The 18,647-nt window shown below is 61.3% G+C and carries 17 protein-coding genes; 14 read left to right on the top strand and 3 right to left on the bottom strand.

The window, feature by feature from the left end; all coding sequences use genetic code 11:
* Positions 1 to 132 precede the first annotated feature (132 nt).
* The 6 genes from BUE38_RS01870 to BUE38_RS01895 are packed head-to-tail and all read left to right on the top strand — an operon-like array spanning position 133 to position 5,426.
* Positions 133 to 1,104 carry a DUF3450 domain-containing protein gene (locus BUE38_RS01870; protein ID WP_234986735.1) on the top strand — a complete coding sequence of 324 codons (972 nt, stop codon included), beginning with the start codon at positions 133 to 135 and terminating at the stop codon, positions 1,102 to 1,104.
* Positions 1,101 to 2,528 carry a MotA/TolQ/ExbB proton channel family protein gene (locus BUE38_RS01875; RefSeq protein ID WP_084541659.1) on the top strand — a complete coding sequence of 476 codons (1,428 nt, stop codon included), beginning with the start codon at positions 1,101 to 1,103 and terminating at the stop codon, positions 2,526 to 2,528. Before BUE38_RS01870 ends, BUE38_RS01875 begins: the two co-directional genes overlap by 4 nt.
* Complete coding sequence (locus BUE38_RS01880; protein WP_073433314.1) at positions 2,512 to 3,063, top strand: MotA/TolQ/ExbB proton channel family protein; 552 nt, start codon at positions 2,512 to 2,514, stop codon at positions 3,061 to 3,063. The genes BUE38_RS01875 and BUE38_RS01880 overlap by 17 nt, the downstream gene beginning before the upstream one ends.
* Positions 3,056 to 3,466: an ExbD/TolR family protein gene (locus BUE38_RS01885; protein WP_073433315.1), complete on the top strand. Its 411-nt coding sequence runs from the start codon at positions 3,056 to 3,058 to the stop codon at positions 3,464 to 3,466. Before BUE38_RS01880 ends, BUE38_RS01885 begins: the two co-directional genes overlap by 8 nt.
* Positions 3,463 to 4,248, top strand: coding sequence for an energy transducer TonB (locus tag BUE38_RS01890; RefSeq protein WP_073433316.1), 786 nt, complete (start codon positions 3,463 to 3,465; stop codon positions 4,246 to 4,248). Before BUE38_RS01885 ends, BUE38_RS01890 begins: the two co-directional genes overlap by 4 nt.
* Before the next feature lie 11 nt (positions 4,249 to 4,259).
* Positions 4,260 to 5,426, top strand: coding sequence for a heme biosynthesis protein HemY (locus BUE38_RS01895; protein ID WP_174788027.1), 1,167 nt, complete (start codon positions 4,260 to 4,262; stop codon positions 5,424 to 5,426).
* An 82-nt stretch (positions 5,427 to 5,508) separates the two neighbouring features.
* Here BUE38_RS01895 and xthA read toward each other — a convergent pair whose 3' ends face one another.
* On the bottom strand, positions 5,509 to 6,324 hold the full coding sequence (gene xthA / locus BUE38_RS01900) for an exodeoxyribonuclease III (protein ID WP_073433318.1): 816 nt from the start codon (positions 6,322 to 6,324) through the stop codon (positions 5,509 to 5,511).
* Positions 6,324 to 6,578: a hypothetical protein gene (locus tag BUE38_RS01905; protein WP_073433319.1), complete on the bottom strand. Its 255-nt coding sequence runs from the start codon at positions 6,576 to 6,578 to the stop codon at positions 6,324 to 6,326. Before BUE38_RS01905 ends, xthA begins: the two co-directional genes overlap by 1 nt.
* A 326-nt stretch (positions 6,579 to 6,904) precedes the next feature.
* Here BUE38_RS01905 and BUE38_RS01910 point away from each other — a divergent pair, with 326 nt between their 5' ends.
* Positions 6,905 to 8,179: a DEAD/DEAH box helicase gene (locus BUE38_RS01910; protein ID WP_073433320.1), complete on the top strand. Its 1,275-nt coding sequence runs from the start codon at positions 6,905 to 6,907 to the stop codon at positions 8,177 to 8,179.
* A gap of 59 nt (positions 8,180 to 8,238) precedes the next feature.
* A complete protein-coding gene (gene dinG, locus BUE38_RS01915) occupies positions 8,239 to 10,389 on the top strand; it encodes an ATP-dependent DNA helicase DinG (RefSeq protein ID WP_073433321.1) in 2,151 nt (716 codons plus the stop codon).
* 71 nt (positions 10,390 to 10,460) lie between these two features.
* Here the strand turns inward: dinG and BUE38_RS01920 are convergent, their stop codons facing one another.
* The gene (locus BUE38_RS01920; protein ID WP_073433755.1) at positions 10,461 to 11,534 is read right to left on the bottom strand and encodes a 3-deoxy-7-phosphoheptulonate synthase; all 1,074 of its coding nucleotides are present in this window, start codon (positions 11,532 to 11,534) and stop codon (positions 10,461 to 10,463) included.
* 330 nt (positions 11,535 to 11,864) lie between these two features.
* Here BUE38_RS01920 and rpoE point away from each other — a divergent pair, with 330 nt between their 5' ends.
* The 6 genes from rpoE to lepA all read left to right on the top strand — a co-directional run bounded on the left by rpoE (position 11,865) and on the right by lepA (position 18,637).
* Positions 11,865 to 12,470: an RNA polymerase sigma factor RpoE gene (gene rpoE / locus BUE38_RS01925; protein ID WP_073433322.1), complete on the top strand. Its 606-nt coding sequence runs from the start codon at positions 11,865 to 11,867 to the stop codon at positions 12,468 to 12,470.
* Positions 12,471 to 12,771: 301 nt separating this feature from the next.
* Positions 12,772 to 13,500 carry a sigma-E factor negative regulatory protein gene (locus BUE38_RS01930; protein ID WP_073433323.1) on the top strand — a complete coding sequence of 243 codons (729 nt, stop codon included), beginning with the start codon at positions 12,772 to 12,774 and terminating at the stop codon, positions 13,498 to 13,500.
* Positions 13,501 to 13,618: 118 nt separating this feature from the next.
* The gene (locus tag BUE38_RS01935; RefSeq protein WP_159438834.1) at positions 13,619 to 14,665 is read left to right on the top strand and encodes a MucB/RseB C-terminal domain-containing protein; all 1,047 of its coding nucleotides are present in this window, start codon (positions 13,619 to 13,621) and stop codon (positions 14,663 to 14,665) included.
* A gap of 164 nt (positions 14,666 to 14,829) precedes the next feature.
* Positions 14,830 to 15,075 carry a hypothetical protein gene (locus BUE38_RS22300; RefSeq protein ID WP_143166163.1) on the top strand — a complete coding sequence of 82 codons (246 nt, stop codon included), beginning with the start codon at positions 14,830 to 14,832 and terminating at the stop codon, positions 15,073 to 15,075.
* 105 nt (positions 15,076 to 15,180) lie between these two features.
* Entirely contained in the window at positions 15,181 to 16,608 is a 1,428-nt protein-coding gene (locus tag BUE38_RS01940) for a DegQ family serine endoprotease (protein ID WP_073433325.1), read from the top strand.
* 211 nt (positions 16,609 to 16,819) lie between these two features.
* Positions 16,820 to 18,637 carry a translation elongation factor 4 gene (lepA, locus tag BUE38_RS01945; protein WP_073433326.1) on the top strand — a complete coding sequence of 606 codons (1,818 nt, stop codon included), beginning with the start codon at positions 16,820 to 16,822 and terminating at the stop codon, positions 18,635 to 18,637.
* Positions 18,638 to 18,647: the final 10 nt, after the last annotated feature.

Consider the following 18,647-nt stretch of genomic DNA (forward strand, 5'->3'; position numbering starts at 1 on the left):
GGGTAGTGTTTCGGCCATTTCGTTGCGCCGCTAACTAGCCAATCCATCGGCTGTGTGAAGCAACCCACCGGTTCGGTGATATGGGCTAATGGTCTTTGGGGCGGCGCCTGATGGCATTCTGGAGAGCTTTGAATGGCGATGTATCGGGGATATCGCGTCGGCACTGCGGGGGCTGTATCGGCCCTGACACGCTCGGCGTCGGCAGTAGGTGTGTTCGCGGTGGGCCTGACCCTGTCCACCTCGGCCCTGGCCCAGAGCGAACTGGAGCAGGAAGCCCTCGCGGCGCAGCAGGCCCAGGCGGAGTTGCAGGCGAAGATCGATGCCGCGGACGAGAGCGTGCGTGAACGCATCGAGCAACTGCGTCAGGCCGAGCAGACGTCTCGTCGACTGACGACCTACAACGACGCGCTGGCCCCTCAGGTCGAGGAGCTCGAGACAACTCTGGCCGAGCGTGAGGCCGGAGTCTCGACCTTGACCGAAACACGAGAGGCGCTGCCGGGCCTGCTCGCCGACATGACCGAGCGCCTCGGTCGGTGGGTCGAGCAGGATATCCCCTTCCTCAAGGAGGAGCGCCTGTCCAGAGTGGCCGCGCTGGAGTCGCAGCTGTCCAGCGCCAGGCTCAGCAACAGCGAGAAGCTGGAGCATGTGTTGGGCGCCTGGCGTGTCGAGCTGGGTTACGGACGTGAACTGGATGCCTGGCGTGGAACTTTAACCGAGACCGGTTCGGGGACAGGAACCAGTTCAGAGACAGAGACCAGTTCGGGCGAAGTGAGCGACGCCGAGCAGGCTGGCGCGACACGTGAAGTGGACTATCTGCGCCTGGGCCGGGTCGGGTGGTATTACCTGACCCCCGATGGTCAGCAGGGAGCGGTGTGGAAGGCCGCCGAGCAGCAGTGGCAGCCGCTGTCTGCGGAGCAGCGTGACGAGGTGGCGAAAGGCCTGAGCATCGTACGCGACCAGCGAGCCCCTGAGCTGTTGAACCTGCCATTGTCCCAGCCTCGGCAGGCTCAATCTCAAGTTCGGTCTCAAGTTCAGTCTCAAGCCCAGTCCCAGTCTCAAGTCCAGACCCAGCAGGAAGCTCAGTCCGAGGAGAGCCACTCATGACCGCCCGTATCATTCCGAGCGTGCTGGGTGCCGGGCTTCTCGGCCTGGCACTGGTGACCTCTGCTTCCTCCAGCCTTGCTCAGGAAGCCACTCCGTCCGTTGATAGCCCGCAGGTTGAGATCGATGCATTGACCTCCCTGCGTGAGGCCCGTGAGGCTGCCGAGACTCGGGACCAGCAGCGACTGGCGGGTCTGGTCGAGGATAGCGAAGCCCTCGACGAGGCCCTGGCCAATGCCCAGCAGTCGTTGACCGAGCAGCAGCAGCGTCGCGAGAGTCTGGAAAGCAGGCAGCAGGAGCTGCAGAGCACCCTCGAGGAGCTGAACGCTCAGCGAAGTGCCCAGGGGACTGATCTGGACGGAGTCTTCTCTACCGTGGTTGGCGAGAGTGGCGAATTGCGTGATGAACTCGGTCGCAGTTGGCTGACGCTGGGCCAGCAGGACATCCTGCCACCGCGCATGGATGCGGATGCGATTCTGACGGCTCGGCAGATCGAGGCGGTCGCCGATAGCCTGATGCAACTGACGGCCGCGACCGCGGATGTCGAGGTGCAGGAGTTGCCGGTGGCTGGTGCCGATGGCGTGGTCAATCAGCAGTCGGTAACCCGGGTCGGTGATGTGCTGGCCTTCAGCCAGGGCAAGCTGCTCGAGCGGGTCGGTGAAGAAGGACAGCTTGCCGTGATCGAACACACTCCGGCATCGGTCAGCCAGGCTCTCGATGACTTTGCTGGTGGCTCCGGCGAGACAGTACCAGTGGACCCTGCAGATGGTCGGGTGCTCGAGGCGCTTGGCCAGCAGCCGACGCTGTGGGAGCGCTTCCAGCAGGGTGGTGCCGTGGGCTGGGTGATCGTCGGTCTCGGCGCCCTGGGCCTGTTGATCGCGGTGATCCAGTACCTCTATCTGGCGCGGATCAGCATGACCATGCGACGTCAGATGGCCAACATCGAGGAGCTGCGTGGCGACAATCCGTTGGGCCGTGTACTCAAGCGTTTCAAGGCGTTGGGTGAGGGACATGTGCCCGAGGCCCTGGAAGCTCGTCTGGACGAAGCCATGCTGGCCGAGCAGCCGAGGATCGAGCGTGGGCAGGCACTGGTCAAGATGATCGCCGCGGTGGCGCCGCTGCTGGGACTGCTGGGTACCGTCACCGGCATGATCGTGACCTTCCAGTCGATTACCGTCTTCGGTACCGGAGACCCGCAGCTGATGGCCGGTGGTATCAGTCAGGCGTTGGTCACTACGGTGCTGGGTCTGATCGTCGCGGTGCCGTTGCTGTTCGCACACACTGCGCTGTCATCGCGCTCGCGTGCGCTGATCGGCACCATGGAAGGGCGTGCCAGTGCGGTGCTGGCTGATCGCCTCGAACAGGATCGTCTGGCCGAGCAGGGTCGTGGTGTTGCCGGGAAGACATCTCATGACGCTCTGGCCTGAATCCCTGGACTGGCTTGATCCTCTTCACTGGCTGATCGATGCCGGTGGCCCGGTATTGGTGGTGATTGCTGTAGTGGCGATGCTGCTGTTCTCGGTGGGTCTGGAACGCTGGTGGTTCTTTCGCTTTCATTACCGCCCAGCGCGCCGGGCCCTGGTGGAGCGCTGGATTGCTCGTCAGGATCACACCAGTTGGACGGCGATGACCCTGCGTGAGGTCTGGGTACAGGACCTGATTCGCGGTCTGCGTGGCCCGCTGCCCTGGCTCAAGCTGCTGGTGGTGATATGCCCGCTGCTCGGATTGCTGGGTACGGTCACCGGGATGATCACGGTATTCGATAGTCTGTCACTGGCGGCGGTCAACCAGGCTCGGGCCATGGCCGATGGCGTGGCGCGGGCCACACTGCCGACGCTGACCGGAATGGCGGTGTCGGTGGTCGGCCTGCTGTTCATCACTCGATTGGAACATATCATTCGGCGCGAGGATCAGCGGTTGCATGACCGTCTGGCTCGTGCTGTGGAGGACGCTCATGCGTAGGCGCCGCTTGTCCCATGGCGCGGAAGACGCCAGCGAGATCAACCTGACCCCGATGCTGGATGTGGTGTTCATCATGTTGATCTTCTTCATTGTCACCACCAGCTTCATCAAGGAAAGCGGTGTCGAGATCGAGCGCCCGGAATCCAGTTCTGCCACCCCAAGGCCCAGCGTTCAAGTGCTGGTGGCCATCACCCCGGAAGGGGCAGTGTGGGTGGATGGTGAGCCGGTGGATATTCATCGGGTTGGCACCACCGTGGCAGGCATGGTCAGCGACGAGGGATCGGTAGTGGTCCAGGCTGATCGCAATGCGGCCACTGGCGTGTTGCTTGAAGTCATGGACCGTCTACGCGAGGCCGATGTCGACAAGGTGGCCGTGGCCGCCGAGAGGAGCGCCAACGGATGAGGCGGGTGTTTGCGCTGATTGCCGGAAGCCTGTTGACGCTGGCACTGTTCGTGCTGCTGGCGCTGTTGGTGGCGCCACCGGACGCCAGAGTCGAGTTGCGCGAGGAGATCATTCTGGAGCTCACCGAGGCACCGGCCCCTCAGGCGGACACGCCCAGTGAGTCCTCGGCGTCTGCTTCGGCTCCGCCGCCACCGCCGCCGGTAGCGGCGGCACCGCCCCCACCGGCCCCGGCGCCGAATGTCGAGAGCGCCATCGAGCTGCCTGACCCGGAGGTTCCGCCGCTGGAGCAGCCACCTCAAGCGATGGACAGTTCGCTGCCGGAGTTGGTCGAGACGCCACCAGAGCCGGAACCGGAGCCGGAGCCACAGCCTCGACCTGAGCCGCAACCTCGTCCGGCACCCCGGCCGACTCCGACGCCAGCGCCGACACCTTCTCCGGAGCCGTCGCCTGTGACCTCGGGGCCTGCTGCAGCCGGTAATAGTGGCCCGGCGGCACCAGCATCCAATGAGCCGGTGGATGTCGGCAGTTCGGCGCATGCCACCCACAAGGAGCCGCCTCAGTATCCGTCGCGTGCCCAGCGTCGTGGGCTGGAAGGCTATGTGGTAGTGCAGTTCATCATCCGTGCCGATGGCAGTGTGGATCGCAGCAGTATCCAGGTGATCGATGCCAGCCCGCGGCGCACCTTCGAGCGTGCTGCCACCGATGCCATTGCCAGTTGGCGCTTCGAGCCGGGGCAGGGGCTGCGTCGCGCCAACCAACGGCTCGAGTTCCAGCTCAGATAGGAGGGTGATCCATGCGTACAGCCAGATCATGGCGCGCTCCGCTGCGTCTAACAGCTATGCTGAGCGGCCTGTGCACTGCATTGCCGGTGTTTGCCGCACCAACCTTGTCGGCCGGGTTGATCGCCGACCTGCGCGGACTGGAAGAGCAGCTGTCCGAGTCTCCCTCAGCCGTGGAAGACAAGGCATCAAGCCAGGCGCAGCGCCTCGCGGGAGGCAATGCCTCTGATCGTTGGGCCAGTGCCCTTTATCTGCAACTGGCGGCAGGCGCTGAGGCGGCTCAGGGCAAGCACGGCGAGGCGGCGGACCATCTCGCGGAGGCGCGCAGCGTCAGTAGTGTTGATTCCGTGCAACGCAGTCGCTGGCTACGGCAGGAGGCCGAATTGCGTCTGCAGGCCGGCCAGGCGGAGCAGGGGCGGGCATTGCTCGGCGAATGGCTGGTCGATCACGGCGAGGATGCCGCGACGCTGTGGCAGATGGCCCAGCTCGAGGCGGACGTGGAGAACTGGGAGGCTGCCGCCGATTGGGTGGCGAAGGCTCGAGAGACAGATGCTGTGCCCACCACCGAGCAACTGGCCTTTTCTGCGGCGGTCATGCAGCGCAGTGGTCGACTCGATGAGGCCCTTGCCGCCCTGCAGCAACGTCTGGATCAGTCCGCTGATGACCCTGATGCATGGCGTAGAGCGGCGGGCCTGGCCCAGCAGCTCGGAGACCCTGTACGGGCCGCCTCCATCTGGGAAGCCGGTTGGCGTCAGGGGCTGCTTGAAGGCCCTGACGATCTGACCCGGCGTATCCGCCTACAGTTGGCGGCGGGTACTCCGGCTCGAGCCGCGGAGATGCTGAACGCCGCTCTGGCGGACGGCATCTTGCCCGAGGATGAGGAGCACCTGAGGTTACTGGCCGAGAGCTGGCACCTGGCCCGAGATCGCGAGCAAGCGCTGGGGGCCTGGCAACGGCTTGCCGAGATGACCAATCAGGCCAGTGACTGGATGCATCTGGGGCAGTTGGCGACAGCCTGGGGGAAAGAGTCCGTCGCCCGTGATGCGTTGGCCCTTGCCGAAGAGCAAGGAGCTGAACAGGTCGGGGAGTGGCGCGCGCTGCTCGAAGACGAGGGCGTGCCGGATGAAGTGCTGAAGGCGCTGGATGATATGCAGCGTGCAGGTCAGCAGGTACAGATGTAGCGCCGGACCCTGCTGGGCAGTCCTGCTGACCGCAATGGTCATGTGTCAGCAGGACATATCTGAGACAGTATTCACCAAATGACTAGTCTCGGAACTCGGTCCATACCGGCGCATGGTCCGAAGGTTTCTCCATTCCTCGCAGTTCGTAGTCGACTCCCGCATCGACAATGCGCTGACTCAATGGCTCGGTGGTCAGGATATAGTCGATGCGCAGTCCGCGCCTGGGCTCGCGGTCGAAGCCTTTCGAGCGATAGTCGAACCAGCTGAAGAAGTCGGTGGAATCCGGGTAGCGCAGGCGGTAGCTGTCGCTCAACCCCCAGGTCTTGATGCCGTTCAGCCACTCACGCTCTTCCGGCTGGAAACTGGTCTTGCCTTCACGTAGCCAGCGTTTGCGATTGTCCTCGCCGATGCCGATGTCGATATCTTCCGGCGAGATATTGAAGTCGCCCATGATGGCCAGGTGTTCGTCCGGGCGATGGCGCTCGTCGAGCAGCTGCTTGAGCTGGGCGTAGAAGGCGCGCTTGAGCGGATACTTGGTCGGGTGACTGATGTTCTCGCCCTGGGGAAAGTAGCCGTTGTAGACCCACAGCGGTTGACCATCGGCCTGCCTCAGGCGAACGCCGATCATGCGGCGCTGTGCGTCTTCAGTATCATCGGCGAAACCCCGCACCACCTCTTCGGGTTCCTGCAGCGTCATGATGGCGACGCCATAGTGCCCCTTCTGGCCGTGGAAATGGACGTGATAGCCCATGGCCTCGAGGGCCTCGAGAGGGAACTCGCTGTCCTGGACCTTGGTTTCCTGCAGGCCGATCAGCGCCGGGCGGTGGGCGGCAATCAAGGCTTCAAGCTGGTGCAGGCGTGCCCGCAGTCCATTGATGTTGAATGATACCAGGCGCATCAATCCTGTCCTCCGCTGGGCGTTTCGCTGTCCGTGCTGCTGTCCTTGTGGATGGCGATATTCGGGGCGGCCTGTTGGCGCTCCAGTCGTCGCGCCGCCTGGAGCTTGCGTTGCTGACGTTTCTTTTCGCTGAAGCGGCGTGACGAGGTCACTTCACCGGGATTGTCCTGGCGCCACTGACGATAGTCCTTGCGACGGCCAGTACGAATATTGACCTTGTCCGCCAGCGAGCGGGTCTTCTTGCGGCGTGTCATGGCACGACTCCTCTTTCGATGTGGGTATTCTAACAGCTACGAGCTACGAGCTACGAGCTACGAGCTACGAGCTACGAGCTACGAGCTACGAGCTACGAGCTACGAGCTACCCGAGGCTCGCGGCTCTGAACCATGGGCGAAAGCATCGGTCTTCTTCCGATGGATCGCCCAGCTCGGGAAGGACGGCTTCGGACGCGTAGCCCGGGTCTTGTAGCTGTCACTCGAAGCTGAATCACAACCTGGGGGGACTCGGAGGGGGAGAGGCTGATATAATACCCGCTTTGTATGATTCATCTTCTATCGGTAATGGATAAACTGCACAGCCTATGAGCGAGTCGGAACAGACCACCGCACCGGCCCAGAGCCGCAAGCCCAAGCGTCGTCGGCGCAAGCCGAGGCGTCGTCAGTCGAGCTGGGATCTTCGCCAGTTTCAGGTGCCTGCCGTGGCAGGCAAGTGGCGGTTCCACGATTTCGACCTGCCACTGCCGCTGATGCGGGCCATTCATGCACTGGGCTTCGAGTACTGCACCCCGATCCAGGCCGAGGCGTTGACTCAGACGCTGCTGGGCGGAGATGTGGTCGGCAAGGCGCAGACCGGCACCGGCAAGACAGCCGCCTTCCTGATTTCGATGCTGGCCTACTTCCTCGAGGAAGAAGTGCCGGACGGCCAGAAACCGGGCGCTCCACGGGGTTTGATCGTGGCGCCAACCCGTGAGCTGGCGCTGCAGATCGAGAAGGATGCCAAGGCCCTGGCGCGTTTCACTTCGCTGAACGTGACCAGCGTAGTGGGCGGCATGGATTACCAGAAACAGCGTGACGGACTGAGCGGCAACGTTGATATCCTCGTCGCCACGCCGGGTCGTCTGCTGGATTTTCAGCAAAAGCGCGATATCGATCTCAGCCAGGTCGAAGTGCTGGTGCTCGACGAGGCCGATCGCATGCTGTCGATGGGATTCATCCCGGACGTCAAGCGCATCATTCGCTACACGCCCAAGCCGGTTGAGCGTCAGACCTTCCTGTTCTCGGCCACCTTTACCGAGGACATTCTCAACCTTGCCAGCCTGTGGACCCACGAAGCTGCTCACGTGGATATCGCGGTCACCGTCGACAACGCGGCGGATATCGACCAGCGCGTCTACATGGTCGGCGATGCTGAAAAACAGCGTCTGCTGGTCAAGCTGCTGCAGCAGGAAGCCTTTGATCGCGTCATGGTCTTCGGTAACCGTCGTGACCTGGTGCGTAACCTGCTTGATCTACTCAAGAAGGCCGATATCAACGTCGCCATGCTGTCCGGTGATGTGCCACAGAATCAGCGTATTCGCACGCTCGAGCAGTTCCGCGAGGGCGAAGTGCAGGTGCTGGTGGCTACCGATGTGGCCGGGCGTGGCATCCACATCGAGGATGTCAGCCATGTCATCAACTACACCCTGCCGGAAGACCCCGAGGATTACGTGCACCGTATCGGACGTACTGGTCGGGCCGGCGCCAAGGGGGTATCCATCAGCTTCGTCGGTGAGGAGGATGCCTTCTCCCTGCCCGAGATCGAACGCTTCATCGGTGACAAGCTACCTTGTGAGCACCCGCCCGAAGGTCTGCTCTGACACCTTGTTGATCTTGATGAGCCGGCGTCCCGCCGGCTTGTTTTTCTGGACCTGCCTGCATGCTGGATGAGTCGCTGAAGAGCGAGATACAGGGCGCCTATCGACGAGTCATCGATAGCCTCGATTTGACGCCGCGTTACGGTCAACGGCTGATGATCGCCGAGATCTCGCGCACCCTGGCCAACATCGAGATGGATGACGCCGGCAAGCGCACCAGCAACGAGCATGTCTGTGTGCTCGAAGCGGGCACCGGTACCGGCAAGACGCTGGCCTATCTGCTGTCGGCACTGCCTGTAGCCAAGGCGCGTGGCAAGCGCCTTGTGCTGGCGACCGCGACCATTGCTCTCCAGGAGCAGGTGCTTCATCAGGATCTGCCCGCGCTCAAGGCGCACAGTGGCCTGGCCTTCGACTATGCCCTGGCCAAGGGGCGAGGGCGTTATGTCTGTGTCGCCCGGCTGGATCAGGCCATGGATGGCGGTGGCGAAGACAATCCAACGCTGTCACTGTTCGAGCAGGCGCTGGATGCCGATCATGGCGATGATTTCCAGAAACTGGTGCGCGAACTGGGCGATGCCTATGGCAATGGCCGTTGGGAAGGTGATCGTGACAGTTGGGGTGAGGCCATCGATGATGTCCATTGGCGCCGCCTGACCGTTGATCATCGCCAGTGCACCAATCGCCGTTGTGGCCACTTCGGAGCCTGCGCCTTCTTCCGTGCGCGCCGCCATCTCGACAGTGCCGACATCATCGTTGCCAATCATGACCTGGTGTTGGCTGACCTGGCGCTGGGTGGCGGTCTGGTACTGCCGGATCCCGCCGACTGTATCTATGTCTTCGATGAAGGCCACCATCTGCCGGACAAGGCCATCTCGCACTTTACCTATCGCTTTAGTGTCGGTGGGGGCTTGCGCTGGCTGCGCAATCTGCGCGGCTCGCTGGCGGAACTCAACAAGAGTCTGGGTGTGCAGCCGACCCTGGCGCGCCTGCTTGGCGGATTGCCGACCCTGATCGAGGGCATCGAGCCGCGTCTGGGCGAAGCCTTTGCCATGGGGCATCAGTTGGCCCAGCGTAGTGAAGGGCTGGAGGAGGGCGAGGATAACCTGCATCACCGTTTTGCCATGGGAGTGGTGCCGGATGCGCTGCGTGAACATGCCGACGCGTTGGTAACGGTTTTTGCCGAGCTGTGTCGCAGTCTGGAGTCCATGGCTGACATCCTGCGCGAAAGTCTCGACCCCGAGAAGTCCACCGGGCTGCCCAGGGAGCAGGCCGAAGCCTGGTTGCCGCTGATGGCATTGCTCCACGGTCGTGCGCTCGAGGCGCATGCGCTGTGGCAGGCTTTTGCCGAGCGTGACCCTCAAGATGCACCGCCACGCGCCCGCTGGTTGACCCTTGAGCGTTTTCAGGGTGAGCCGGAGTTGAGCTTCTCGGCCAGCCCGGTATCGGCGGCGCAAACCCTCGCAAAGTCATTGTGGGGGCGTTGCTTTGGCGCGGTGGTAACCTCCGCGACCCTCACCGCTCTGGGGCGTTTCGAACGTCTGCAGGAACGGGCCGGGCTGGCCAACCGTTACCGTTACCAGATTCTGCCCAGTCCCTTCGATTATTCGCGAGCGGTATTGAGCGTGCCGTCGGAGGCCTGTGATCCAGGCAACCGTGAGGCTCACGAGAAGGCCATCGTTGACTTTGTCGAGGCGCTCGATGAGCAGCAGGCGGTGCTGGTGTTGTTCTCGTCCCGGGCCCAGTTGAGAGGGGTGGAGCGTGCGCTGTCCCGCGCCCGCCGAGATCGTGTGCTGGCTCAGGATCGTCTGCCCAAGCGTGAACTGGTCGAGCGTCATCGTGCGCGGGTGGATGCCGGAGAGGGCAGTATCCTGTTCGGTCTGGCCAGCTTTGCCGAGGGCGTGGACCTACCCGGCAGTTATCTGACGCATGTGGTGATCACACGCCTGCCGTTCTCGGTACCGGATGATCCGGTGGGAGCAACCCTGGCGGAATGGATCGAGAGTCAGGGAGGTAACCCCTTCATGCGCATCAGTGTGCCGGATGCTTCGATCAAGCTGGTTCAGGCCTGTGGACGCTTGATTCGCAAGGAGGCTGATGAAGGACGCATCACGTTGCTTGATCGGCGAGTGCTGACACGGCGTTATGGTCGTGCGCTGCTGGATGCACTACCGCCTTTTGTGCGTGAGATCGATGGGGTCGTGCAGGGGCGCTGATGATTCTCCCGCGCCTGGATTTCTCCAGGCACGGGGTCATCGGTGGGGAAGGCCCGGATTCGGCTTCAGGTTCAGCTCAGGCGCTGGCTGAGTGCCGGACCGAGACGCTGATTCATGCTGCGCAGGGCCTCGACGGTGGTATCCCAGTCGATGCAGGCATCGGTGACCGACACGCCGTAGGCCATCTGCGAGTGATCGTCGAGAATCTTCTGGCTACCCCAGCCGATGTTGGATTCGACCATCAGGCCGATGATCGAACGGTTACCGTCGAGAATCTGGTGGGTGACGTTCTCCAGCACCAGCGGTTGCAGGGCGGCGTCCTTGTTGGAGTTGGCATGGGAGCAGTCGATCATGATGTTGGGCTTGATGCCTGCCTTCTTGAGCTCCTGTTCCGCCAGGGCCACGCTGACGCTGTCATAGTTGGGCTTGCCGTTGCCGCCGCGCAGCACGACATGGGCGTAGGCGTTACCGCGGGTGCGGATGATCGCCACTTGACCCTTCTGGTCGATGCCGAGGAAGTTGTGCGGGTGAGCGACGGACTGCAGGGCGTTCACGGCGACATCGAGGCTGCCATCCGTGCCGTTCTTGAAACCGACCGGGCCCGACAGGCCAGAAGACATCTCGCGGTGGGTCTGGGACTCGGTGGTACGTGCGCCGATGGCCGACCAACTGATGCAGTCCTGAAGGTACTGCGGGGAAATGGGGTCGAGGGCTTCGGTTGCCAGCGGCAGGCCGAGTTCCGACAGTTCCACCAGCAGGCGGCGTGCGATGTGCAGTCCTTCCTCGATCTGGAAGGAGCCATTCAGATGAGGGTCGTTGATCAGGCCTTTCCAGCCCACGGTGGTACGTGGCTTCTCGAAGTAGACGCGCATCACGATATACAGGGTGTCCTTGACCTCATCCGCCAGGCGCCGCAGGCGGCGGGCATAGTCGAGTGCGGCATCGACATCGTGGATGGAGCAGGGACCAACCACCATCAGCAGACGTGGGTCCTTGCCATCAAGAATGTTCTGTATGGTACTGCGGCCCTCGAGCACTGTGGCTTCGGCTTCTGCTGTCAGCGGGACTTCCTGCTTGAGCTGTTCCGGAGTAACGAGGACGTCCTGGGAGAGAACGTTGAGATTATTGACCTGCTGGTCGGACATGAGGGCTACCTGTGTGTATCGTGTCAGCGCTGGGAGGCGCATCATTGCGCTCCCTGTCTATCGTAATCTGTCTACTATCTCTTGCGCATCGGGCAAATTCAATCGTCTTCGGGAACTCGGGACATTCTGTGTTGTCACATGCCTTCAATGGTTTCCAAGTAAAGGATACTTGATGCGAGGCCTCGAAACAGGAACACTTGTGCCTTTTAGCGTGACGAATCCCATGATCCGAATTCAGCCGCCAGGCTTCAGGTGGACTCCTGCCGACGAGGTTCTGGCCTTCGCCTCTCGTTTTGTGACTCCGTCCCGACGTGCTCGGGGAGGGGTGGCATGACGAGCAAGGAAACTGATCAGCAGCTGGTCGAAAGGGCTCAGAAAGGGGATACCCGCGCCTTCGACCTGCTGGTGAAGAAATATCAGCACAAGATTCTCGGCCTGATCGGGCGTTATATCAATGATCATGCAGAGGTGCAGGATGTGGCGCAGGAGGCTTTCATCAAGGCTTATCGTGCGCTGGGCAAGTTCCGTGCAGAGAGTGCCTTCTACACCTGGATGTATCGCATTGCGATCAATACCGCCAAGAACCATCTGGTGTCCCGTGGCCGTCGCCCGCCGGGAAGCGATCTCGACATCAATGATGCCGAGATCGTCGATATGAGTGGGCGTCTCGCCGACATCGAGACCCCGGAGGCCGCGATTGCCAGAGATCAGCTCGAGGCTGCGGTGTTCGAGGCCATCGAGAACCTGCCGGATGATCTACGTACCGCCATCACTCTGCGTGAGCTCGACGGCATGTCCTACGAGGACATTTCCCAGATCATGCAGTGTCCGGTGGGGACGGTTCGATCCCGGATCTTCCGGGCGCGGGAGGCGGTGGATCAGCATATCCAACCGTTGGTCACGACGTCGCGCAACGGCGAGACAGTGGCGGATTGATGGTGTTGGATGGATGACGCTGGACTGACTGTGCTGGAGCGTTGTCATGCAGGCTGGCAGCGTTGTAAGTGACGCCGAAAAGAGGTAGATGAAGAGTGAGTTCCTCATTTTTTTCAAATTGGGATGAACTGTTCAGCAAAATGGGCGTCATACCCAGTGACTGTTACCGGCAAGACGAAAAACGGACGGTCGCGTTCCTGTCCCCCGTAAGTGGAGCTTTCAGCGGAAGCGTGGAACCTTCAGCAGAATCGGGGATCTGTGACAGTGAGGCGCAACGCTTCGTCGAAATGAGGTGTGGAGAATGACTCTGAACGCACGGGAATCGCTTTCAGCTCTGATGGACAATGAAGGTGATGAGCTCGAGTTGCGCCGAGTGTTGAAGTCGCTGGAAAGCGATGACGACGCGGCGATGAGCTGGCGTCGCTATCACCTGATGCGCGCAGCCATGCGGCGCGAAACTGACAGTGATCCCAGCGTGGACCTTTCGGTAGGCATCATGGCCCGGTTGGAACAGGAGCCGGCTCCGGTGATGGACATCGAGACGGACCATGGCCAGGCACGCAGAGGTGGCATTGGTCTGGCAAGAGGCGCGGGAATTGCTGCAGCGGTCTCCCTGATGGTGATCAGTGGTGTGCAGTTCTATAACGGCTCTCTGGGCGATTCTTCCGGTGCCGCGGCGCCAGGTCTGGCATCCAGCGACGGGAGTGGTGTTTCGGCCGGTCAGGCTGGGGGCTCCGGGTTGGCCCGGGTCTCGGCGGGACAGCCTTCACTGATGGATCTGCCGATGTTCCAATCGGGACAGCTGTCCGGTGGTGGCGGCAATGGTCTGATGACCGTTGGCGCTCAAGTGGCTTCGCCGATGTTCCTGGCGCCATCTTCCTCGTCACGCTCATCCGTGCAGGCCGATCAGGAGCAGGCGCAGTTGCTGCAATCCTACCTGGACCGTCATGCCCAGGGCGCTGCGTTCAGCAGCGCGGACAACTGGATGCCGATGCTTAGAGATACCCAGGTAAGTGCTGCCAGCCAGTAAGTGGCGGCTTTTTACCAGCCTGATCTGGTTGTCTTTCACCAAACGCTGACCCTTCGACATCTGGAGATCGGTCAGCGTTTGGTATTCCAGTCATTGCCTACGGTTCGAGATGTCATCCATGCCATACCCGAGAACCGCGCCGTACCCGAGAACCTCACTTCATCTGGCTCGCCTGGTGGCGATCGGGCTGAGTCTACTGACGCTGCCCGTGGTGGCCAATGATGCCGTGCCGGCCGGCATTGCAGCGAGTCAGGCGAAAGTCCAGACGGTCTTTGATTGCCGTAGTTTGAAGTCGGCGCCTCCGGCGATAGCTCCCGACCAATGGTTTCAGCGTAGTGTGTGGGCCACACACTGTTACAGCTATCAGGCACGCGCCGTGCGTGTCGTCGATGACGATATCGTGACCTTGTCGCTGGTACGTGACATCGAGGACGGCGTCGAAAGTGATCGCATGTACTTTCTCAATGGCCCTACGCGCTCGCTGGTGCGTGAGGGCGGCTCCATGCGCTTTCAGCTCGGTGCCAGTGGCGAACTTGCTTCCCCTGCTTCCCCCAGCGCTCTGGTCGAGCATCTCAGTGAGCTGTATCGATTGCGCTTTCATGGTGAAGGCCGAATCGCCAATCGGACCGCCGTGGTCGTGGAGTTCGCTCCCCAGGATGGTCTGCGCTATGGCTATCGACTGTGGTTGGATCGTGTCACCGGAATACCGCTCAAGCGAGCGCTGCTGGATGACCGAGGTGCGGTGCTCGAGACGTTCGAGCTGGTCGAGCTGACCCCGCCGGAACTCTACGACGGTGAAGTGGTGTTGATGGAGCCGACGTCCAGTGCCGCGGTCGGCTGGAGTGCCGGGTGGCTGCCTCCGGGCTTCGTGGTGCAACCTCTGATGGCACTGGCTTCGCCGGAAGACAGCCCTCGACGTCACAAGTTCTACAGTGACGGTCTGGCGACCATCAGCCTGTTTGTTGAACCTCTGGAGGGGGAGGGAACCTTGCGTCCGGGCTTGCATCGCCTGGGAGCCAACTATGCGGCAGTGCGCCGCATCGAGCGCGGTGATGAGACCCTGCAGGCTGTTGCCGTGGGGGAGTTACCACCGGGCGTATTGATGCGTGTGGTCGATATGCTGGAGTTTGCCTCGGAAGATGCCGAGGACGACTCCGCATCGTGAACTTGCCAGTCTCATGAAGGCTGGCTTCCGCTTGATGCCCCTGGCGTTGGGCTGTATTGGCATGAAGAATGTCAACACCCAGAGTGCCAGCATCATGGTGATCAATGAGGCCGCTGTCATTTCCCCCTCTGGTTATTAACCCGGCATGCTTTCATGTTGGGTTAATGGCGGCACAGGGACGTGCCGTCGTCGGCCATCAGGCCGACGCGAGACCGCACCACACCAGCAGATCTGTGCATCCGCGCCAGTGTGGTGTGGACGACAATCAAATCGATCAGGATGAGCTATTTGATTTCCATATTAATAATAACTGGTGGCGGTTGTCGTCCGATAACCTGCGGCCATGGGCATGCTGGCGTCGGAGACTGAAGCCTCCTTCCACCACCCGGTGCTTGGTGTTTGCTTGCTAATGAGTGAACCTTTTTCGATAACAATGGTAGATGAACTGGCAGCCTCGGTTGCCGACATCCAATTAATCGCATTCATTGCATATAGTCTTCCAGCAGGAGTCTTGCATGAAGCCAATGACACGTACTCTGGCCCTATGGGCAACACTCGCAGCAGGGCTGGTGTTTGCTCAGGCGTCCATGGCCCGAGAGTTACCTGACTTCACCGAATTGGTCGAAGAAGCTGCTCCCGGCGTGGTCAATATCTCGACGACTCGAATGACCGAAGATCGAGGGATTCCCTTCGGTGCCTTTGGTGGCCAGGATGTGCCGGAGATCTTCCGCCATTTCTTCGGCGATCGTATCCCCATGCCGCCGGGTGGTGGCGGTCACACCGAGGAGCGACAGTCTCTCGGTTCCGGTTTTGTCATCGATGCCGATGGTTACATCATGACCAACGCTCATGTGGTCGCAGGTGCCGATGAGATCATGGTGCGTCTCAATGACCGACGTGATCTCAAGGCCGAACTTGTGGGCGCCGATGAGAAGACCGATGTGGCCGTGCTCAAGGTCGATGCCGATGATCTTCCTACGCTGCAACTCGGGGACTCCGATGGCCTCAAGGTCGGCGAGTGGGTGGCTGCCATCGGCTCGCCATTCGGGTTCGACCATTCGGTGACTGCAGGTATCATTTCGGCAATAAATCGTACGCTGCCGCGTGATGCCTATGTGCCTTTCATTCAGACTGATGTGGCCATCAATCCGGGGAATTCCGGTGGGCCACTGTTCAACCTGGATGGCGAGGTGATCGGTATCAACTCCCAGATATTCACCCGCAGTGGTGGATTCATGGGGCTGTCGTTCGCGATTCCCATCAATGTCGCCATGGATGTGGCGAATCAGTTGCGCGACACCGGCCATGTCTCCCGTGGCTGGCTCGGCGTGATGATTCAGCCGGTATCGCGTGATCTTGCCGAGTCGTTCGGTATGGACCAGCCGGAAGGGGCACTGATCGCCGATGTCGATCCGGATGGGCCGGCGGCGCGCGATGGCATTCAGGCCGGCGACATCATCCTCGAGGTCAACGGTGAGCGGGTGGAAAGCTCGGACAAGCTGCCGCGTTTGATTGGTCGGGTCAGTCCGGATTCCGACGTGGAGATGAAACTGTTGCGCAACGGTGAGGAGCAGACCATCACGGTCACGGTGTCGGATTGGCCCGAGGACCTTGCAGGTAACAGCAATGGCTCCAGTGGCAGTGGCGACTCTCCGACTCGCCTCGGTGTAGCGGTGCAGGCGCTGAGTGACTCCGAGGCCGCACAGATGGGAGTCGATACCGGTGTGCGCATCGTCGACATCGATCCGCGTGGTCTGGCCGCCGCCGCCGGTATGCGTCCTGGTGACGTGCTGGTGAGCATCGATCACCAGTCTGTCGAGAGTGCCCGTCAGTTGAGCAGTCTGGTGTCGGATCTGCCGACGGATCGCGCCGTTCCCGTGCGTCTCTATCGTGACGGACGCTCCCTGTTTATCGCCTTGCGGCTGGGATCCGACAGCGAGTAGTCGCATCCACTGCCTGCCTTGAGACGCCCGGGTTCTGCCCGGGCGTCTGCGTTGAGGGCGAGGCCAGAGTGAGTCAGGCGCATGATGCCGTGCATCGCAGGGTGCGCCGAAAGGGGGATGCCGGTACAATGTTGCCAACTTTTCCCACGCGTCGCCGATTGCCGGCGAGCCGCTCGTTGCCGAGCGCGTCCTTCAGACGGAAACACGTTGCATGTCAGATACTGATAACCGCAAGGTAATCAATAATATACGTAATTTCTCGATCATCGCGCACATCGACCATGGCAAGTCGACCCTGGCCGATCGTTTGATCCAGAGTTGCGGTGGCCTGACCGAGCGCGAACTCAAGGAGCAGGTCCTCGACTCCATGGATCTGGAGCGAGAGCGGGGCATTACCATCAAGGCGCAGTCGGTAACGCTCGACTATGTTGCGGCGGATGGTGAGACCTATCAGCTCAACTTCATCGATACCCCAGGGCACGTGGACTTCTCCTATGAGGTGTCGCGTTCGTTGTATGCCTGTGAAGGTGCACTGCTGGTGGTTGACGCCGCTCAGGGGGTCGAGGCGCAGTCGGTAGCCAACTGCTACACCGCCATCGAGCAGGGGCTTGAGGTATTGCCGGTTCTCAACAAGATGGATCTGCCTCAGGCCGACCCCGAGAAGGTTGCCCACGAGGTCGAGGAAATCATCGGTCTTGATGCCACGGATGCCTGCCAGGTCTCGGCCAAGAGTGGCCTGGGCATCGACGCTCTTCTCGAACGCCTGGTGCGGGATATCCCGCCTCCCAAGGGGGATCGTGAGGCACCGCTGCAGGCACTGATCATCGACTCCTGGTTCGACAACTACCTCGGGGTGGTGTCTCTGGTGAGGATCTTCGACGGTACCCTGAAGAAGGGCGAGAAGATTCGCATTCTGTCGACAGGGCGCGACTGGCAGGCCAACGAGGTCGGTATCTTTACACCGCTGCGCAAGGAAACCGGCATGTTGCGCGCGGGTGAAGTCGGGTTCGTGGTGGCGGGTATCAAGGATATCCATGGTGCGCCGGTGGGTGACACCATCACCCATGCGAAGACCGCTGAGGTCAAGCGCCTACCGGGCTTCCAGAAGGTCAAGCCGCAGGTCTATGCCGGTATGTTCCCGGTCAGTGCCGATGATTACGAGGACTTCCGTGATGCGTTGTCCAAGCTGGCGCTGAATGATGCATCGCTGGATTACGAGCCGGAGAACTCCGATGCGCTCGGTTTCGGCTTCCGCGTCGGTTTCCTCGGCACCCTGCACATGGAAATCGTCCAGGAGCGCCTGGAGCGGGAGTATGACCTCGACCTGCTGACCACGGCGCCCACCGTGGTCTATGAGCTGGCGATGAAGAATGGTGATCTGGATTATGTGTCCAACCCTTCCAAGCTGCCGGACATGGCGGATGTGGAGGAGATGCGTGAGCCGATCGTGCGTGCCAGTATCCTGGTGCCTCAGGAATTCGTCGGCAATGTGATCGCCGAGTGTGAACAGCGTCGTGGTACCCAGCTCGATATGCTGTTCCTCGGTAACCAGATCCAATTGACCTATGAACTGCCGATGAGTGAAGTGGTCATGGATTTCTTCGACCGACTCAAGTCGATCTCGAAGGGTTACGCTTCTCTCGATTACAACTTCGAACGCTTCGAGGCGGCAAAACTGGTGCGCCTCGATGTGCTGATCAACGGAGATCGTGTTGACGCTCTGGCGGTGATCATCCACCGCGATCACGCCCACGGCCGCGGGCGGCTGTTGGTCGAGAAGATGAAGGAACTGATCCCGCGCCAGATGTTCGATGTAGCCATTCAGGCGGCAATCGGTGGTCAGGTGGTAGCGCGTTCTACCGTCAAGGCGCTGCGCAAGAACGTCACCGCCAAGTGTTATGGCGGAGACGTGTCCCGCAAGAAGAAGCTGCTCGAGAAACAGAAGGCGGGCAAGAAGCGCATGAAGCAGGTAGGCCGCGTGGAGATTCCTCAGGATGCCTTCCTTGCCGTGCTCAAGGTGAATGACTAGGAAACACATA

It is taken from the genome of Halomonas cupida (genome assembly GCF_900142755.1).
Lineage (GTDB): Bacteria > Pseudomonadota > Gammaproteobacteria > Pseudomonadales > Halomonadaceae > Halomonas > Halomonas cupida.